Source organism: Aeromonas sp. 160P, from assembly GCF_055193095.1.
This window is the reverse complement of sequence record NZ_JBUXKV010000001.1, coordinates 2,464,200-2,479,752: the sequence shown is the minus strand read 5'-3', so window position 1 is coordinate 2,479,752 and position 15,553 is coordinate 2,464,200. Positions and strand designations below refer to the sequence as shown.

At 51.6% G+C, this 15,553-nt stretch carries 14 protein-coding genes; 4 read left to right on the top strand and 10 right to left on the bottom strand.

The genetic code is table 11. The features are described 5' to 3' along the window. Positions 1 to 9 precede the first annotated feature (9 nt). Positions 10 to 690: a class I SAM-dependent methyltransferase gene (locus tag ACY8FN_RS11725; protein ID WP_463100104.1), complete on the top strand. Its 681-nt coding sequence runs from the start codon at positions 10 to 12 to the stop codon at positions 688 to 690. A gap of 74 nt (positions 691 to 764) precedes the next feature. Here the strand turns inward: ACY8FN_RS11725 and ACY8FN_RS11720 are convergent, their stop codons facing one another. The 8 genes from ACY8FN_RS11720 to ACY8FN_RS11685 form a co-directional block, all read right to left on the bottom strand. Further along, a complete protein-coding gene (locus tag ACY8FN_RS11720) occupies positions 765 to 1,412 on the bottom strand; it encodes a pseudaminic acid biosynthesis-associated methylase (RefSeq protein ID WP_463100103.1) in 648 nt (215 codons plus the stop codon). Positions 1,413 to 1,503: 91 nt separating this feature from the next. Next, complete coding sequence (locus ACY8FN_RS11715; RefSeq protein WP_463100102.1) at positions 1,504 to 3,594, bottom strand: motility associated factor glycosyltransferase family protein; 2,091 nt, start codon at positions 3,592 to 3,594, stop codon at positions 1,504 to 1,506. Further along, the gene (locus ACY8FN_RS11710) at positions 3,594 to 3,854 is read right to left on the bottom strand and encodes a hypothetical protein (protein WP_408123920.1); all 261 of its coding nucleotides are present in this window, start codon (positions 3,852 to 3,854) and stop codon (positions 3,594 to 3,596) included. Before ACY8FN_RS11710 ends, ACY8FN_RS11715 begins: the two co-directional genes overlap by 1 nt. Before the next feature lie 62 nt (positions 3,855 to 3,916). Next, positions 3,917 to 4,339 (bottom strand): flagellar export chaperone FliS, encoded by a 423-nt coding sequence (gene fliS / locus ACY8FN_RS11705; protein ID WP_463100101.1) that lies wholly within the window; start codon positions 4,337 to 4,339, stop codon positions 3,917 to 3,919. A gap of 25 nt (positions 4,340 to 4,364) precedes the next feature. Continuing rightward, positions 4,365 to 5,765 (bottom strand): flagellar filament capping protein FliD, encoded by a 1,401-nt coding sequence (fliD, locus tag ACY8FN_RS11700; RefSeq protein ID WP_463100100.1) that lies wholly within the window; start codon positions 5,763 to 5,765, stop codon positions 4,365 to 4,367. A gap of 25 nt (positions 5,766 to 5,790) precedes the next feature. Continuing rightward, the gene (locus ACY8FN_RS11695; RefSeq protein WP_139729846.1) at positions 5,791 to 6,213 is read right to left on the bottom strand and encodes a flagellar protein FlaG; all 423 of its coding nucleotides are present in this window, start codon (positions 6,211 to 6,213) and stop codon (positions 5,791 to 5,793) included. Between the two features lie 36 nt (positions 6,214 to 6,249). Then, positions 6,250 to 7,122: a flagellin N-terminal helical domain-containing protein gene (locus ACY8FN_RS11690; RefSeq protein ID WP_463100099.1), complete on the bottom strand. Its 873-nt coding sequence runs from the start codon at positions 7,120 to 7,122 to the stop codon at positions 6,250 to 6,252. Between the two features lie 582 nt (positions 7,123 to 7,704). Next, on the bottom strand, positions 7,705 to 8,580 hold the full coding sequence (locus ACY8FN_RS11685) for a flagellin N-terminal helical domain-containing protein (protein WP_463100098.1): 876 nt from the start codon (positions 8,578 to 8,580) through the stop codon (positions 7,705 to 7,707). A 383-nt stretch (positions 8,581 to 8,963) separates the two neighbouring features. On the opposite strand from ACY8FN_RS11685, the gene ACY8FN_RS11680 reads away from it, so the two are divergent. After that, positions 8,964 to 9,596 carry a trimeric intracellular cation channel family protein gene (locus ACY8FN_RS11680; protein WP_005333975.1) on the top strand — a complete coding sequence of 211 codons (633 nt, stop codon included), beginning with the start codon at positions 8,964 to 8,966 and terminating at the stop codon, positions 9,594 to 9,596. Positions 9,597 to 9,696: 100 nt separating this feature from the next. After that, positions 9,697 to 10,089, top strand: a complete 393-nt coding sequence (locus ACY8FN_RS11675; protein ID WP_463100097.1) for a hypothetical protein — start codon at positions 9,697 to 9,699, stop codon at positions 10,087 to 10,089. Positions 10,090 to 10,164: 75 nt separating this feature from the next. Here the strand turns inward: ACY8FN_RS11675 and thiI are convergent, their stop codons facing one another. Continuing rightward, the gene (gene thiI / locus ACY8FN_RS11670) at positions 10,165 to 11,613 is read right to left on the bottom strand and encodes a tRNA uracil 4-sulfurtransferase ThiI (RefSeq protein ID WP_139719527.1); all 1,449 of its coding nucleotides are present in this window, start codon (positions 11,611 to 11,613) and stop codon (positions 10,165 to 10,167) included. A gap of 177 nt (positions 11,614 to 11,790) precedes the next feature. Between thiI and ACY8FN_RS11665 the strand changes: the two genes are divergently transcribed. Then, on the top strand, positions 11,791 to 12,756 hold the full coding sequence (locus ACY8FN_RS11665; RefSeq protein WP_463100096.1) for a hypothetical protein: 966 nt from the start codon (positions 11,791 to 11,793) through the stop codon (positions 12,754 to 12,756). 426 nt (positions 12,757 to 13,182) lie between these two features. Here the strand turns inward: ACY8FN_RS11665 and pbpC are convergent, their stop codons facing one another. Continuing rightward, positions 13,183 to 15,528 (bottom strand): penicillin-binding protein 1C, encoded by a 2,346-nt coding sequence (pbpC, locus tag ACY8FN_RS11660; protein ID WP_463101163.1) that lies wholly within the window; start codon positions 15,526 to 15,528, stop codon positions 13,183 to 13,185. Positions 15,529 to 15,553 lie beyond the last annotated feature (25 nt).

Here is a 15,553-nt window from a genome sequence, read left to right as displayed (position 1 = left end):
GCTTGTTCAATGGAATATTCTAATGAATGGAATGAAGCATACAAAAACAACTCTCATATGAGCATCTGGCCATGGAGTGATCTTGTATCGTGCATATATAGATATGCAAATCCTAAAGATGGCTATCAACGCGTATTGGAACTAGGCTGTGGTGCCGGCGCTAATATTCCATTGTTTCTTGCACTAGATTGTAGTTATTATGGCGTTGATGGTAGTCAGATTATTACAACCAAGCTCGTTGAAACCTATCCACAGCTGAAGGGAAAAATTATAACGAGCGATTTTTCAAAAGTACATCACTCCAAATTTGATAACTATTTTGATCTTGTAATCGACAGGGCATCTATTACCCATAACGACACCTTCGCTATAAAACGAATTCTTGAATCTGTCATTATATATCTAAGACCAGGAGGAAAATTCATTGGAATAGACTGGTTTTCCACACAACATAGTGACTTTGAAAAAGGTCGTGCTATCGATAGCTACACAAAAATCGACCTTCCTCACAAGAGTCAATTTTCAGGAGTAGGTCAAGTACATTTTAGTGATAAAGAACATATAATTGAATTATTTACAGATGCTGGCTTTATTATTGAGCGACTGGAACATAAAGAAAGAGTATCTATATTGCCAGACAATGACCACCATTTTGCAAGCTGGGATATTATTGCATATAAGTCAACCTAAATTAAAAGACCCAGTTTGTATTTTTCTGGGTCATTTTTTATTGCTCTTCAAATTTTATTTCCAAAGACGATATTCTATTTCTCAAGCAAGAACCAAGTAATATCATCTTGAGGGAAATTCGTGTCCCCATGATATATAAAGCCATAATCAACCAATGACAAATCAGGAAATTTTTTCAACATTTCCCCTGCAAAATCTCTTTTAAAGAGCTTTCCGGAATGCCCTCGATAACTAACTTCAGTTGGTGTTTGATTGTAGTACTCGGCAATGAGTATATAGCGCGATGATTTCTGATACATTAACTCATACACTTTAGGTAGTTGATCTGGATTTATATGGATCAATACCCCTTTTGTAAAAATAAAATCCCAGACTTCATTAGAAGTGAAATCAACTATTGATTTTTGGTATATGTCAATATCTGGAACATTACGTTTTAATGCCAATGCAGCCTTCTCATTTATCTCAACTGCCGAAAATTCCACATTTGGTAATAAGTGCTTCAGAGCCATTAAATTAAGGCCTACATTAGCACCGAGCTCAAGAATTTTATTAACCCTCTGTGTGCGTGCTATAACTTTGCTAAAAAATGCTAAATTATCGGCCACATAATGTTCATTTTTATTACGTTCAACGTACGCATTGCCAAATTCACCGGCCCAGAAGTCTTCCTGCTCCGTACTCGGCGTGTTTATATTTTGTAAATCAGAATGATATTCCATCACGACCTCTTACCGTTAAGGCATTCTAAGTATAATTATTAAACTTCCAGAAATTAATATTGTTAGTTACAGATATAAAGAAATAAAAATTTCATTTCTTGAATAAATCCATAGTCTGATGATCATCAATCATATCTACACTGTCGAGCGCTCGTGGATACATATCCCTTACTTTTGACAAGAATTCCAGCCATAAACCGATAGCTGGCTCCATCAACGCCAGCGTTTTCTCCTCTCCTTCAAATGAATAAAGAAGGGTACTTAACAGACTGAAAACATAATTCATTGAGCCAATCATAACTTGTGCGATATGCTGCTGCTTTGTCGCAGCAATCTGCGCAAGATAACCAAAATTACGCAACATAAGCTGATTCAGTTCATTTCTAGACGAAAATGAGCACTGCCAATCATCAGTCATCTTGTCTATAAATACGTTAAAGAAATCAATATCTAATAGTGGGTATAAGTCCTGCTTTGACAAGACAATAGGTGCTCCTAACCCGGTGATTTCTTCAATCAAGGCTGACTTATTGATCAACTGAGAAAGATGTATTTCCGTACTAAGTAGAGGCCTAGCCATTTCAATTTTGGCGCCATCACTACAGTTGAAGCATTGGACATCGCTATTTGCGGCCAATACCTCCTCTGTCACACGGCGAGAAGTATCAAACATGATGTTACTGATAACTACACCACCAAAGTTTCCCTCACATGTTCTCTGGCTATCACCATAAACTTTCTCTCCAAAAACCTCGGCCTTATCATTATTATTATAATATGCACTAAATCTAGAATGATGATGCCCTCTCTGCCGGTAGCCATTATCCATACCAAATAAATATATGTTCTTAAAACCAAGATTAATGGGTAGACTTACACCAATATTGCCAACCAATGGGTTCATACCACTAAACGCGGCACAATGCTGCAAGTGAGGAAAATAATTCTTATAAAGAGTAACACCTGGCTCACCGAGTTTAAACGTGAGCATGGACTTGTTGAAAAGTGTAGAACAATCAGGATGGATAACATCACTACTCAAGAACAAAATTTCACGCTGATAATCAGGGTCGTTCAAATTGGCTAGGAAATCGTAAACTATCTTGGTTCTCTCAGTTTCAACATGGATATCCGGTTTTATGCCCACTTTGTGCAAAGCGGTCATGGCACTGCCGCAAGAAATCAAAATGGCCCTATCTTTATGTGCCTTGATAACCGCAATAGATTCATCTAATGAAGGTCCATTGGCAATAATAAAGACAGGGGTCTGTTGATATACTGATGAGATTTTTTTATTGTGCTGCAAAAATGGCACTGCACGCTCGATGTTATTGATGGTATGAGACAGTGCGATCAGATTGTCATCAAAGAAACCCCATCCCATCACCAGTAGGTAATATTCCTGCTGCACTATCTCTATCAATTTCCTGATTTTCTCGTTCTGATAGCCCCACATGATGAAGGCATTGGCAACCAAGAAGGAACCTCGGCGCTGAATGGCTGATGCGAAATCCTTAACGATAGTGTTTTCATCCTGCCCCAGCAGAATATGCAGGCCGAGGTTTTCCTGATGCAAATAGCCGAGCAGCGGCGCCCAGTCGAAGCAATACAAAGAGGCATAGAAGAGATCCAGGTCCGGCTCGAACAGAAAGAGAGTACCGATCTTGCACCTTTCATAGAGATAACCGAGGTGATACCCCAGACCCACCCCAAAGATCAGGGCACTAGGAACCTCATGGGGCACTTGGCCCAGCCTCTCTTCCCGCGCGGAAATGTCGTCAAGATAGGCATTCAGCTTGTTGAGGTACTCGACATGCATGAAGCCGAGGGGATTGGCCTCCTTGCTGAAGGAGAACCTGGACAATCCCCCCTTATCCATGAACTCCTTCACCAGCGTCTCACAGATGAGATAAGGTTCGGCACCGTACACGGCGACATCATCATCCAACCATGCCAGATTGGGTTGACCGTTTTCACTGCAGAAGAACTTGAATGGACGGGCGGGCTGATAATCCTCATAGATGTCGGCAATATGGGGAATATATTGGCGAAACGCCGCCATATTTTGTGCAAAGCGAAAGGGCAACGCCACCTTCATGGCTGCTTCCTGCTCTGCTTGTTGTTGAAGTCTCAGCATTTCCTGCTCAGCTTTTACCAGCACCGCATCTATATTGACCGACATCAGAACTCCTTGCTATTCAGGTTATAGGCCTGTCCAGCCTTGTTACCTTTCCCGACTTGAATCAGCTTTTTAAAAACAATTTTATGATGACTGATAGTTAATACTTTCAACCTTTCTTCTTGAATGGACAGCGTTGCAGCCAATTCCGCCACCGCCTGCTGTTGCAGCGGGCACTCTTTGGCCAGTTGTGTCAACTGATCTATTAAAGCCAATCGGTTATCCATGCACAGTACAGCCTCATCATATTGCTGCTGTTGCAATAGACCCTCTATCAAGTGGAGATTATCCTGTAATGCCTCATTGAGGGAGGTAAGAGTGACTCTCACAGCTCACCCAACTTTTGTCGCATCTGATAGCCACGCTGCTTTTCGGCTTCCGGCAATTGATCCCAAGCAGACTTGATCGTCACCATTAGTGCCATAACCTCGTCAAGGGGTGTGACATCTCGTGCCAGACTGGCATCCCGAATCCGCTCATCCATATATGCATAGAGTTTGTACAAATCTTCAGCAATCGCGCCCTGGCTCATATCAAGCGCATCCTGTAATCCATGTAATAGCCCTTGAGCTTTAGAAACTGCAATAGACTTTGCTTCCATGTCACCACGTTCTATCGCGCCTTTAGATTGCGCCAACCGCTCTAAAAAGCCTTGCATCATGAGTTGAATAACACGATGAGGATCTGCAACAGCAAGATCAGCTGCGATACTGGTTGCTTTATATGCTTTTAGATTACGTTGGTACATTATATGTGACCTCTAATAATAATTATCAGTTATTTTTACTGTTAATCTTTAATGACTGCAACGCTAATGCAGAGTTATTCATTTTTGCTATTAACACATCCAGGCTGCCATATTGTGCACGCAGTGATGCTTCATATTTTACCAGCTGAGCATTTGATGTTGCCTGCTTTTGATTCAAACTACGTAAGTCTGCATTCAGTGTATCGGTACGCTCAGCCAACATGCCACCTGACTTGGTATACTCTTTAAGTCCTTTATTCAACGTACCAGCAAGGCCATTCTCACCCCCGAATAGAGCCACAACCTGATCGAAATTCTTATCCACTGCTTGGCCAAATTTCTCTTTATCTAGAGATAACTTGCCCTTATTATCCATTTTTATGCCAATTTCGAAAATACTTGAATATGTTGTACTCGAACCCGTTTTTCCTGTGACGGTATTATCCATAAAGTTGCTAATTGTTCGCGTACTGGCATCACCGGCGAGAGCACCACCATCATCTTGTCTAACTCCACCGACAATACTGTTACGCTTGCCCAGCTCGTCCATCTTATCCTGAAGTGCGTTATAGCCATCGATGAACTGTTTCACCATACTTTCAATTGAAGATTTATCGGTAGATATATCCACTTTGTTAGGTTTGAGATCACCGCTGCTATCTTTATCAGATACTCGTAATACCGTAAGTTTCAAATCTTGAATAGAATCATCAAAAACATTGGTATCACTTTTTAGTGTATTGCCATCAACTATAATTTCGGCACTGCTCGCGGCATGTTTTTGATTCATCACGCTGCCAGGAGCACCGATGGAGAACATCCCAAGTTCTGACGTATTTCCAGTGATGGTCAGATCCTTGCCGTCTCCAGAGATACCCGAATCAATAATTAGTTTTGCCTTACCATCTGAAGTGTTAACAATGTTTGCACTTAACCCAAAGTTATCACTATTGCCGTTAATACTCTTGCGAATATCTTGCAGGGTATCCCCAGCTTTAACATCAACTTTGAACTCTTTAGCACCAGCTTTGAACGTCAGTTGGCCATCTTGAGTAATAAGTGCAGTCGTTGAGCTATCAAAGATACCCTCTTGGCGACTGGTGGTCGCCAATTTACTGACTGTGACGTTGTACTGGCCATTGGAACCGCCGCTTTTACTTTCTACTTTCATCACTGGGTTATCTTTATCTTGGGTGATATTGATAGCCCGTTTGTTGAAAGCGCCAGGTTTGCTCAATGTATCGAGAATATCAGTGAAGGTGGTGAGAGATGATTTTAGCTGACCAATACCAGAGATCGCGATCTGGGTACTGTTTTGTTTTTTGATGATCGGTTGTTGTAACTGTGCTTTTTTAGCCGCCACACTGGCCGCAATCACACTCTCTAGATCAAGCCCAGAACCCGCACCGGCAGAGGTAATTGCCATGTTATCGTCTCCTCATTTGTTCGATTTAAATCTCACTATCTAGCAACAGGCCAAGCTTCGGGTTAGCGCCCGCATCACCTTGACGCAGAGCCTGGATCCGCTTGTGAATTGCGAGCAGCTCTTCACTCGGAATTTGCCGTATAACGGATCGGGTATCAGAGTCCATCACCTTGATCACCACCTGCCCCAAGTCTTGCTCCATGCTGAAATTAACCGTCCAGCCTTGTTGCAAGCCAAATTCTTGCAAATTTTGTACCTGTTTTTCAATCTCTGCTTGGCTTTGTACCGGCTGGAGATCAGTTTTTGTCACATCCTGATTTTTCCGCAGTGCAACACCAGGTTCTTCCACTAAACCAGAAAGCAGTTGAGCGGCCACTTGGCCGCTCTTGTCACTTAGCTGTAAGGAAGCGCCATTGGCAGATGACAGATTACCGAGTTCAGTTGTCATCTTATCTCTCCCATTTCAATCAGCCACTGTCCATCGTTAGCCAAGCAGAGATAGAGCCGACTGAGGACGTTGATTGGCTTGTGCCAATACGCTTGAGGCCGCTTGCTGCAGAATGTTCTGCTTGGTCATATTGGCAGTCTCGGTGGCAAAGTCAGCATCACGAATACGGGAGCGGGCTGCGCTGACGTTTTCCGAAATGTTGGCTTGGTTGCGGATGGTTGAATCCAATCGGTTTTGTACCGCACCCAACTCTGCTCGCTTACCATCAACGACTTCCAACATGGAATCAACTGCACCCAACACATCTTGTGCTGTACTCTGAGTGCTGATATCGATAGCACCAGCTGAACCGCTGACAAAAATAGAGTCAGCCGTTCCCGCGGTCACCGCAGCAGAAATCCCGGAGATGCTGAAGCCACCGGACTGACTCAGGCTGAAGCCTATGGTCTGGTTGGCATCAGCACCAACTTGGAAACTACCACCAAATGTTCCATCAAGCAGCTTGGTACCGGCGAAAGTAGTATCTTTCGAGATCCGGTTTATTTCAGACCCCAGTTGATCCACTTCCTTCTGCAACGCTGCACGATCCTTGGCTGAGTTGGATCCGTTGGCAGATTGTTGAGCCAAGGTGCGCATACGTTGCAGCATGCCGGTCACTTCGTCCATAGCACCTTCCGCTGTTTGCGCTAGGGAGATGCCATCGTTGGCGTTACGGTTACCCTGATCCAGACCGTTGATTTGAGAGGTCAAACGGTTGGAGATCTGCAGACCGGCCGCATCGTCCTTTGCGCTATTGATGCGCAGGCCTGATGCTAAGCGGGTATATGAAGTATCCAAGGATTTACTGGTATTCATCAAATTACGCTGGGCGTTCAGTGATGACGTATTGGTGTTAATGAACATGGCCATAATAAATTCTCCCGAAGAACATACGACTGCGGGTTGCGCCGCCAAAGCGACGTCCCACCGTTAGAAGAGCAGGTTGAACATGCCTCTCTCTTCTGGCGGGTGGTTGTTTGAACGAACAGGCCACCCGCAGTAGTGCAAACGTTGGATTCCGAACACCCCTCGATTGCTTCACTTTATGTAACGGCCGCAGGAGGACAAGCTTTAGGAAAATCCTTGCCGAAAGCGGCAATTTTTATCCGGCTGGTGGCAAATCACAGATATCAGAAGAGCCGCCACACTATCCCAGGTCGGCAAGTGGCGTAAACGCAGGATTAAGGTAGTGTTGGCACGTTTTGTGCTATGTCATAGACGAGAGTGACGCCAATTTGGCGACACAATAAAAAATGGCCGGCGAACCGGCCTAACGTTGAGCATATGCTCAGGAGAATATGACCAAGAGTGACAGAACTGAACATCTGGACAACACTTGGCATTACTAGTAGAGAATTGATTTTCTCCCGATAGAACAGAGTGCTAACCCGAACACCCCTTTGTTCCATCTCTTGACCAGGGCGGCCTGAACAACCGCCCTGTTTTCTTTTGTTAGCCTTGCAACAGTTGGAGTGCGGCCTGCGGGCGCTGGTTGGCTTGCGACAGAACGCTGGATGCCGCCTGCTGCAAAATATTTTGTTTGGTCATATTGGCTGTCTCGGTGGCAAAGTCCGCATCGCGAATACGAGAGCGGGCTGCGCTGACGTTTTCCGAAATGTTGGCTTGGTTGCGGATGGTCGAGTCCATCCGGTTTTGTACCGCACCCAACTCTGCTCGCTTACCATCAACGACTTCCAACATGGAATCAACTGCACCCAACACAGCTTGTGCTGTACTCTGACTGCTGATATCGATAGCACCAGCTGAACCGCTGACAAAAATAGCGCCAACCCCTCCAGCGGTCACCGCAGCAGCAATCCCGGAGATGCTGAAGCCACCGGACTGACTCAGGCTGAAGCCTATGGTCTGGTTGGCATCCGCACCGACCTGGAAGGTGCCACCGAAGGAACCATCGAGCAGCTTGGTACCCGCAAAGGTGGTCGCGCTGGAGATACGATTAACCTCAGCCCCCAGTTGATCCACCTCTTTTTGCAGGGCTTGACGATCCTTGGCGGAGTTGGAGCCGTTGGCCGACTGCTGAGCCAGAGTACGCATCCGCTGCAGCATACCGGTCACTTCATCCATGGCCCCTTCGGCAGTTTGCGCCAGAGAGATACCATCGTTGGCATTACGGTTACCTTGATCCAGCCCGTTTATCTGAGAGGTCAGACGGTTGGATATTTGCAGACCCGCCGCATCATCCTTGGCGCTGTTGATGCGCAGGCCAGATGCCAAGCGAGTATACGAAGTATCCAATGATTTGGTCGAGTTTGTCATATTACGCTGAGCGTTGAGTGACGAAACGTTAGTGTTGATATACATGGCCATGACTATTCTCCTAAGCTATTAAAATTACTCTTCTATTTGCTCAGGCTTTATTATTTTCTGTGCCCGATGCGTCTTATTTAACGGCTCGTTTTTGGATGTCTTTAGCATTTTTTTCAACGCTTCATCGCATTAACGCCGCTTACCTTATGTATCGGCGGGTCAGGGGGAAACTTAAGGAAAAAAACGGGCCAAAACACACGATAGCAGCAACGTCATGAGCCCCGCCAACGGCAGGGTCAAGCAGGCGCACACGAGACTCTCCCGGTTCATGCCGCAAGAAAAAATTCGTGTCGACTCGCAATTTTGTCGAGCTCAGTTGGCGATTGGGCTCGCCAGCCCCTAAAATCGCGGCCCCATCAACAATTTGGCGTGAGTTGTTCTCCATGCAGACACTGGTTGAGCAGATTGTTTACATCAGCGACATGTTTGGTACTGCGGTATTCGCGTTTTCAGGGGTATTGGTGGCTGGCCGGCTCAGAATGGACGGGTTTGGCGTCATGGTTTTGGCGGCGGTCACCGCCATCGGCGGCGGCACCATCCGTGACATGATCCTGGGGGCAACCCCCGTGTTCTGGGTACGCGATCCGCTCTATATCTGGGTCGTCATCGCGACGGCGCTGATCGGCATGTGGATGGTTAAACTGCCCCGCAGGATGCCCTGGTATGTGCTGCCAGTAGCAGATGCCTTCGGACTGGCCCTCTTTACCGTGATTGGTGCCCAAAAGGCCCTCAACTTTGGCACCCCAGGGCTGATTGCCGTGATCATGGGCACCATGACCGGCGTTGCCGGCGGCATGATCCGCGATGTGCTAGCGCGAGAAGTGCCCATGGTGCTGCAAAAAGAGATCTATGCCACCGCCTGTATCCTCGGCGGCATTCTCTATACCCTGGCGCTGGAGGCGAACATGGACAGGGTAACCGCCATGCTCATCTGCATGACGGCGGTGTTTGGCCTGCGGGTTGCCGCTATCTACTGGCACTTGTCGCTGCCAACCTTCTCGCTGCAACGCAATTGAGAGCGGGCCCACAGCGCCATCATGTCGCTGTGGGCCTTGCGTTGAACCAAATCGGCTTTTCTGTTGTCATAGAAGCAGTCGTTGTTAGCCGGAACTTCTCATGCGCAAAATCGGTATGCTTACCACTCTCATCCTGGCGAACGTGACGGCAGCCCACGCCGAAGCACAAGCTGTATTTGGACGCCTGGCCTCGGCGCCGGTGCAGCAGTTCAACCAGCAGATACGTCAGGCAAGCCATCAACAGCAGCACTGGGTCAATGACTACCGTGAGGTAGCACTACGATTCGTTGGCCATGGCGACATACCCAGTCGCATCCACGCCCAGCAGCTGGACAATGATCTGGTGCTCTCGGTCGCCCTCAATGGCAGCAAGAGCGACATGATCTACATCCTGACCCTCTATCGCAACGACAACCTGTGGCAGATGCGGGAGGCGGAAATGGGCTGGCGTTGCCAGGGGCAAGACTCCTTCACCCCGGTTCCCTGCCCCTGATGGTCATGGCTGACTCTGTGAAATAAAAAAATCCGGCACAGTGGCCGGATTTTTTGTGGGCAGTGAAAACCGTGATTACGGGCGGTACACCTTGACGTTGTCAAAGCCCTTCTCTTTCAGATAGAGCGCCTGCAGCTTGCTCATCACGCCGCGATCGCAGTAGAGCAGATAGGTCTTCTCTTTGGGCAGATCGCCAAAGGCGGTGGCCAGCTTGAAGAAGGGAAGGTGCAGCACGTCACGGCCTTCCACCACCAGCGGCTTCTCGTCGTGCTCGTCGGCAGAGCGGATATCCAGGATCACCTCGTCAGCGCCCAGCACCTGAGTCGTTTCCACCTCTTGTACTTCAGCAGCGGTCTCTTCACCGATACGGCGAATATCAAGATAACGGGCCTCGGAGACCACCTTGTCCAGAATGGAGAAGTCGAAGTTGGCCTCTTCCGCTTCAATGCGAGAAAGCTCAGCTTTCACGGTCGGCTTCTTGGAGATGACGCCGCAATACTCCGGCATGGTCTCGGCAAACTCCAGGGTGCCGATGCGGCGCGCTTCGCTGATGATATCCGGCTTGTCCCAGGTGATGAGCGGGCGCAGGATCACCTTGTCGATCACCCGATCGATGACGTTGAGGTTGGTCAGCGTCTGGCTGGATACCTGGCCCACACACTCACCGGTCACCAGTGCCGGGATCTGGAAGTAGTCGGCAACCTGACCGGCGGCACGCATCATCATCCGCTTGAGCACCACGCCCATCTGGCCGTTGTCGACCTTTTCGAGGATCTCGGCCACCACGGGTTCAAAGTCGATGGCGGTGAAGCGCACCTTGTGGGAGGCGCCAAACTTGTTCCACAGGTAATAGGCGACCTGCTTGACCCCAATCTCGTGGGCAGCGCCACCCAGATTGAAGAAGCAGTAATGGACGCGGCAACCGCGCTTGATGAACTGGTAGGAGGCGACACCGGAGTCAAAACCACCGGAGAGCAGGCTCAGTACATCTTCCTGGGTGGCCATGGGGAAACCGCCCATGCCGTGGTGCACCGCACTGATGATATAGAGCTCGTCATTTTCCACTTCCAGATTGACCTGAATGTCCGGCTTTTTCAGGCGCACCCCAGCGGTTTCACAATGCTGGTTGAGGCCACCGCCCACATAACGCTCCAGCTCCAGCGAGCTGAAGTCGTGTTTACCGACGCGACGGGCACGGACGCAGAAGGTCTTTCCTTTCAGCCGATCGCCCCAGACGGCGCGGGTCTGTTCGAAGATGTCGTGCAGGTCGGTAAAGTTGCTCAGTTTCACTTCGAGGAAGTACTGAATGCCCGGGATACAGGCCAGGGTCTCGAGATACTGGGCGTGGAACTGATCGTTGCGGGAGCTCACTACCAGCTTGTCCCAATCCATCCGTACCCGGGCATCTTCGTCGAAGCGACGCAACACGTTGCGAATGTTGCCCTGCAACATCTTGGTGAAGCGCTGGCGAACTGATTTGCTCTTGATGGTGATTTCCGGGAACAGCTTGATAATGAACTTCATGGTTTTGACTCGGGTGGCCTTGATTTAAGGGCGCGGATTATATCAGAACTTTGTGGCAAGCGGCTACTGAATGAGCGCTTGCTCACATTACGCCATGCTATGTTTGCCGCACGCCCGCAATCTTGCGTATATTCCCGAGCCTGCGCCTCGCCAGATTTTTGACAACAGACTGATCCGATGAAGACCCACATCTACTATCCCGGCATGGAGGTACGCGACGAGCGCTGGCTCAAGTTTGCCCTGCTCTATCTGGAGCGACTCGCCTTCGTCTTCACCGTCAGTGAAAAAAGTGGCCTCACCGCCTTGTTGGACACGCTTGAAGATCAGACAGATCTGCTGGCCGCACGTCCAGACCCCGCCTTCTTCGCAACCATCACCCCGCAACTGGAGAGCCAGATCAGCGGCCTTATCGCCCCCGATTTCGTGCGCCACAAGGTGTTTGGCAACAAGGAGCTGATTGGTCGCTGGCGCCAGCCTACCAACCATGACTGCTTCTGCCCGGCTCAGGCGGGGCTGGAGCAACTGCACGGTTTTTGTCTGACTCACGGCTTTGCTACGCAAGATGAAGGGGGGATCAAAATGGCACGACGCTTTGCCAACCTGCTCTCCATGCGCCTCGCCCGTGAGTGGGCACTCGCCAATGACGGCGCCCTCATCACCGATCACGACTATCTCGACCGGCTGCTCCACCTGCTGGAATCCCGCTACCACAACCGGGGTGGGCAGGATTGCTTCCACCTCGAGATCCCGTTGCAAGTGCCCACTCACCTCGCCGACATTCCGTTTGCAGCGCTGATTGCCCTGCGCGGGCGCAGCGGCTTTCGCCAGCAGCTGGCCGAATTTCATCAGGCCCTCGACCACCTGCTCGCCATGCTGGGTAGCGGCTATGCCGACCCGGCGGTTCTGACCCGCTTTGAGCAGGCACAGCAGGGGCTCAATCAACTGCTGGGGCCCGAGACCATCAGCATGCCACTCACCACGCTAGTCAGCACCAGCCTGCCCGCCATGGCGATGATCCATCAGTTAAAGGCAAGCCATCCCGAGAGCCACCTCATCTTCCATCCCATCAAGAAGAGCCACTTTCACCAGCGCAAGAGTCAGCACTTATTCACCCGGCTCGGCCATCTGCGCCAACCGGGCTGAATCGGCGGAATGAAAAAGGGGTTGGCATCTGCCAACCCCTCTCGTTATCTGCGGCCTACCAGTCATCACCTCGGTGATTGGCCTGCTCTTGCGCCTGCCTACGGGCCTCCATCGCCCTGTCACGGCGGATATTGGAAGGGGTACAGGCAAACTGTTTCTCGTAACAGCGTACAAAGCTTTCTGAGCCAGGCTCGAAAGGTGAATAGAACCCGGTACGTTCGGGAGAAACATGGTGATCACCATGATTTGTAGTGGCACAGCCCGAACTCATCAGCACCAGCAAGGGACAAAGAACACGCAGCAAAAGAGAACTCCCGATTGGATTTGAATGAACTCGTAATTATTCATGAATTAATTTAGCCAATCAAATATTGATGCATTTCAAATGTTTAATTACATCCACCTCAATAATTGCCGACAAAACGCTCAACGGGTGATGGTGCCAGTCTCACTGTCAGGATGCACCACGCGAAACTCGATGCGATCGCTGTTGCCTGCTTCATCCACCACCACCAACTGGTAACGCCCCGCCACGCTCAGCACCTGATCCCCGTCCCAGCGCAGCCGCTGGCCGTTGAGAAACCAGAACGGCTTGCCAACGCCACCCAGCACCTTGGGTTGCAGCCGATAGCGCTGACTGCGAATGAGGTTGCCCTCCCCCAGCGCCACGATACGAATGGGGGCCTGCAGCTCGGCGCTTTGCTCCTCCCCCGCACAACTGCTGGCCAGCAGCGCCTGTCGCCGCTCGCCGGGTAACCGCCACGGCTCCAGCGACAGCGGCCACAGGGCCCGAAAACCGGACTGCGCCGCATCCTGGCAGCGGGCCAGAGTCGGCTTGCCCTCCTTGGTCAACGCCACTTGCCGCAGCGGCGAGGGCCAATCCATGGGATCCGGCAAGGTGGGAGGATCACGCCCCTCCAGCAACCAGGCGCTCTGGCGCTGCAAACAGCCCTCTGGCAGGGTCGCGCTGGCCTTGCGCCCCAGCGGCCAGCAAACTTCGGCCTCGCTCACCGTGTTGGGCTGTGCCGGCAAGGGGCTGTTGTCGGCAAGTCGCGAATAGACCGAGAGCAACAGCGGCACCGCTGCGCTCTGGCCGTAAAAACCGGGCATGGGGGTGCCGTCGGGGCGCCCCAGCCAGACGCCGATGGTCCAGCGACCGGAGACCCCCATCGCCCAGCTGTCGCGATAGCCGTAGCTGGTGCCGGTCTTCCAGGCCAGCCGGTTGACCCGACCGGTCGCCTCGCTGGCAAAGGGCTGATCCGCCCGTCCCTGGGCGCTCAGGATTTGCCAGATGATCCAGGCCGCCCCCGGGCTCAGCAAGGGGCGGGGCACCGCCTGCTGCCCAGCCAGCCAGACCGGCATCGCCACCTGTCCCTGCCGAGTGAGCGAGCTGTAGAGCGCCACCAGCTGCTCGAGCCGAATACCTGCCGCCCCCAGCGCAATGGCCGGATTGGGTTTATCGGAGAGCGCCAGCCGCACTCCAGCGTTGTCGAGGCGATTAACCAGTTTGTCAGGCCCGAGCGCCTCCAGCACCTGCACCGCCGGCACGTTGAGGGATTGCTGCAGCGCTTGAGCGAGCGTCACCGGCCCCTGAAAGGCGCCGGAAAAGTTGGCGGGTCTATAATCCGAGCCCAGCCTTGGCGCGTCGGAGAGCAGGGAGGCCGAATGAACCAGCCCCTCATCCATCGCCAGACCGTAGATAAAGGGCTTGAGGGTGGAGCCGGGGGAGCGGATCGCCTGCACCATGTCGAGATAACCGTGGCGGCGCAAATTGCCATACTCGGCGCTGCCCACATAGGCGCGCACCGCCATGGTTTTGTTGTCCACCAGCAGCAGCGCAGCAGAGGTCTGCTCGGGGAAGCGGCGAATGTAGCTTGCCACCCGCGTCTCCAGCCAGCGCTGCAGATCGCCGTCTATGGTGGTGTGCACCAGTGCCCCCGCCTGATGATCAGCGACGAGGCGGGCGAAGAGCGGCGCCTCCATCGGCGTGAAGTGACCGCGGGCCAACACAGGTTCGATGCGTCCCTCCTGCCACACCTGCTCGGGCCAGACGCCCTGCGCTACCAGTCGTAGCATCACCTTGTCGCGGGCGGCGCGGGCTCGCTCGGGATGGCGATCTGGCCGGTTGCGGCTGGGGGCCTGCGGCAGCACCGCCAACAGCGCCGCCTCGGCGTAGGTCAGCTTGGCCGCGCTCTTGCCAAGATAGGCAAAACTTGCCGCCTGCACCCCCTCCAGATTGCCGCCAAAGGGAGCACGGTTGAGGTAGACGGTGAGCAGGGTGCGCTTGTCGTAGTGCCACTCCAGCTGCAGCGCGCGGGCCATCTGGCGCAGCTTGCCGGGTATCGACCTCTGATAGGGCTCGATCAGACGCGCCACCTGCATGGTGAGGGTCGAGCCGCCCGAGACGGCCCGCCCGTAGCGTAGCCATTGCCAGACCCCGCGCACCATGGCCAGCGGATTGACCCCGGGATGGCGCCAGAAATAGCGATCCTCGTAGCCCAGCAGCGCCTCGATATAACGTGGGGAGACCTGATCCAACGTCACGGGGTAGCGCCATACGCCGCTGGTATCGGCAAAGGCGCGCAGCGGCCTCCCCTTCATGTCGAGCACTACCCGCGCATAGGCAGGATCGAGCGGCGGCGGCGGGAAGATACGATCCAGCGCGAGTAGCGACAGGCATAGGGTGATGATCCCCAATACCGAGAAACGCAGCCAGCGCGGTAACCGACCCAGCCTGCTCCAACAAGCGCGGCCACAGCGACCCAATTTCAGCCAGCCGCGCTGCCAGCGAGTGAGC

What these genes read in the sequence shown, in the direction of transcription:
- ACY8FN_RS11680 (WP_005333975.1), top strand. Translation starts at nt 8,964, where the DNA reads ATGCAGACACTGGTTGAGCAGATTGTTTACATCAGCGACATGTTTGGT.
- ACY8FN_RS11695 (WP_139729846.1), bottom strand. Translation starts at nt 6,213, where the DNA reads ATGACAACTGAACTCGGTAATCTGTCATCTGCCAATGGCGCTTCCTTA.
- thiI (WP_139719527.1), bottom strand. Translation starts at nt 11,613, where the DNA reads ATGAAGTTCATTATCAAGCTGTTCCCGGAAATCACCATCAAGAGCAAA.
- ACY8FN_RS11715 (WP_463100102.1), bottom strand. Translation starts at nt 3,594, where the DNA reads ATGTCGGTCAATATAGATGCGGTGCTGGTAAAAGCTGAGCAGGAAATG.
- fliD (WP_463100100.1), bottom strand. Translation starts at nt 5,765, where the DNA reads ATGGCAATTACCTCTGCCGGTGCGGGTTCTGGGCTTGATCTAGAGAGT.
- fliS (WP_463100101.1), bottom strand. Translation starts at nt 4,339, where the DNA reads ATGTACCAACGTAATCTAAAAGCATATAAAGCAACCAGTATCGCAGCT.
- ACY8FN_RS11685 (WP_463100098.1), bottom strand. Translation starts at nt 8,580, where the DNA reads ATGGCCATGTATATCAACACTAACGTTTCGTCACTCAACGCTCAGCGT.
- ACY8FN_RS11665 (WP_463100096.1), top strand. Translation starts at nt 11,791, where the DNA reads ATGAAGACCCACATCTACTATCCCGGCATGGAGGTACGCGACGAGCGC.
- ACY8FN_RS11720 (WP_463100103.1), bottom strand. Translation starts at nt 1,412, where the DNA reads ATGGAATATCATTCTGATTTACAAAATATAAACACGCCGAGTACGGAG.
- ACY8FN_RS11675 (WP_463100097.1), top strand. Translation starts at nt 9,697, where the DNA reads ATGCGCAAAATCGGTATGCTTACCACTCTCATCCTGGCGAACGTGACG.
- ACY8FN_RS11690 (WP_463100099.1), bottom strand. Translation starts at nt 7,122, where the DNA reads ATGGCCATGTTCATTAACACCAATACGTCATCACTGAACGCCCAGCGT.
- ACY8FN_RS11725 (WP_463100104.1), top strand. Translation starts at nt 10, where the DNA reads ATGGAATATTCTAATGAATGGAATGAAGCATACAAAAACAACTCTCAT.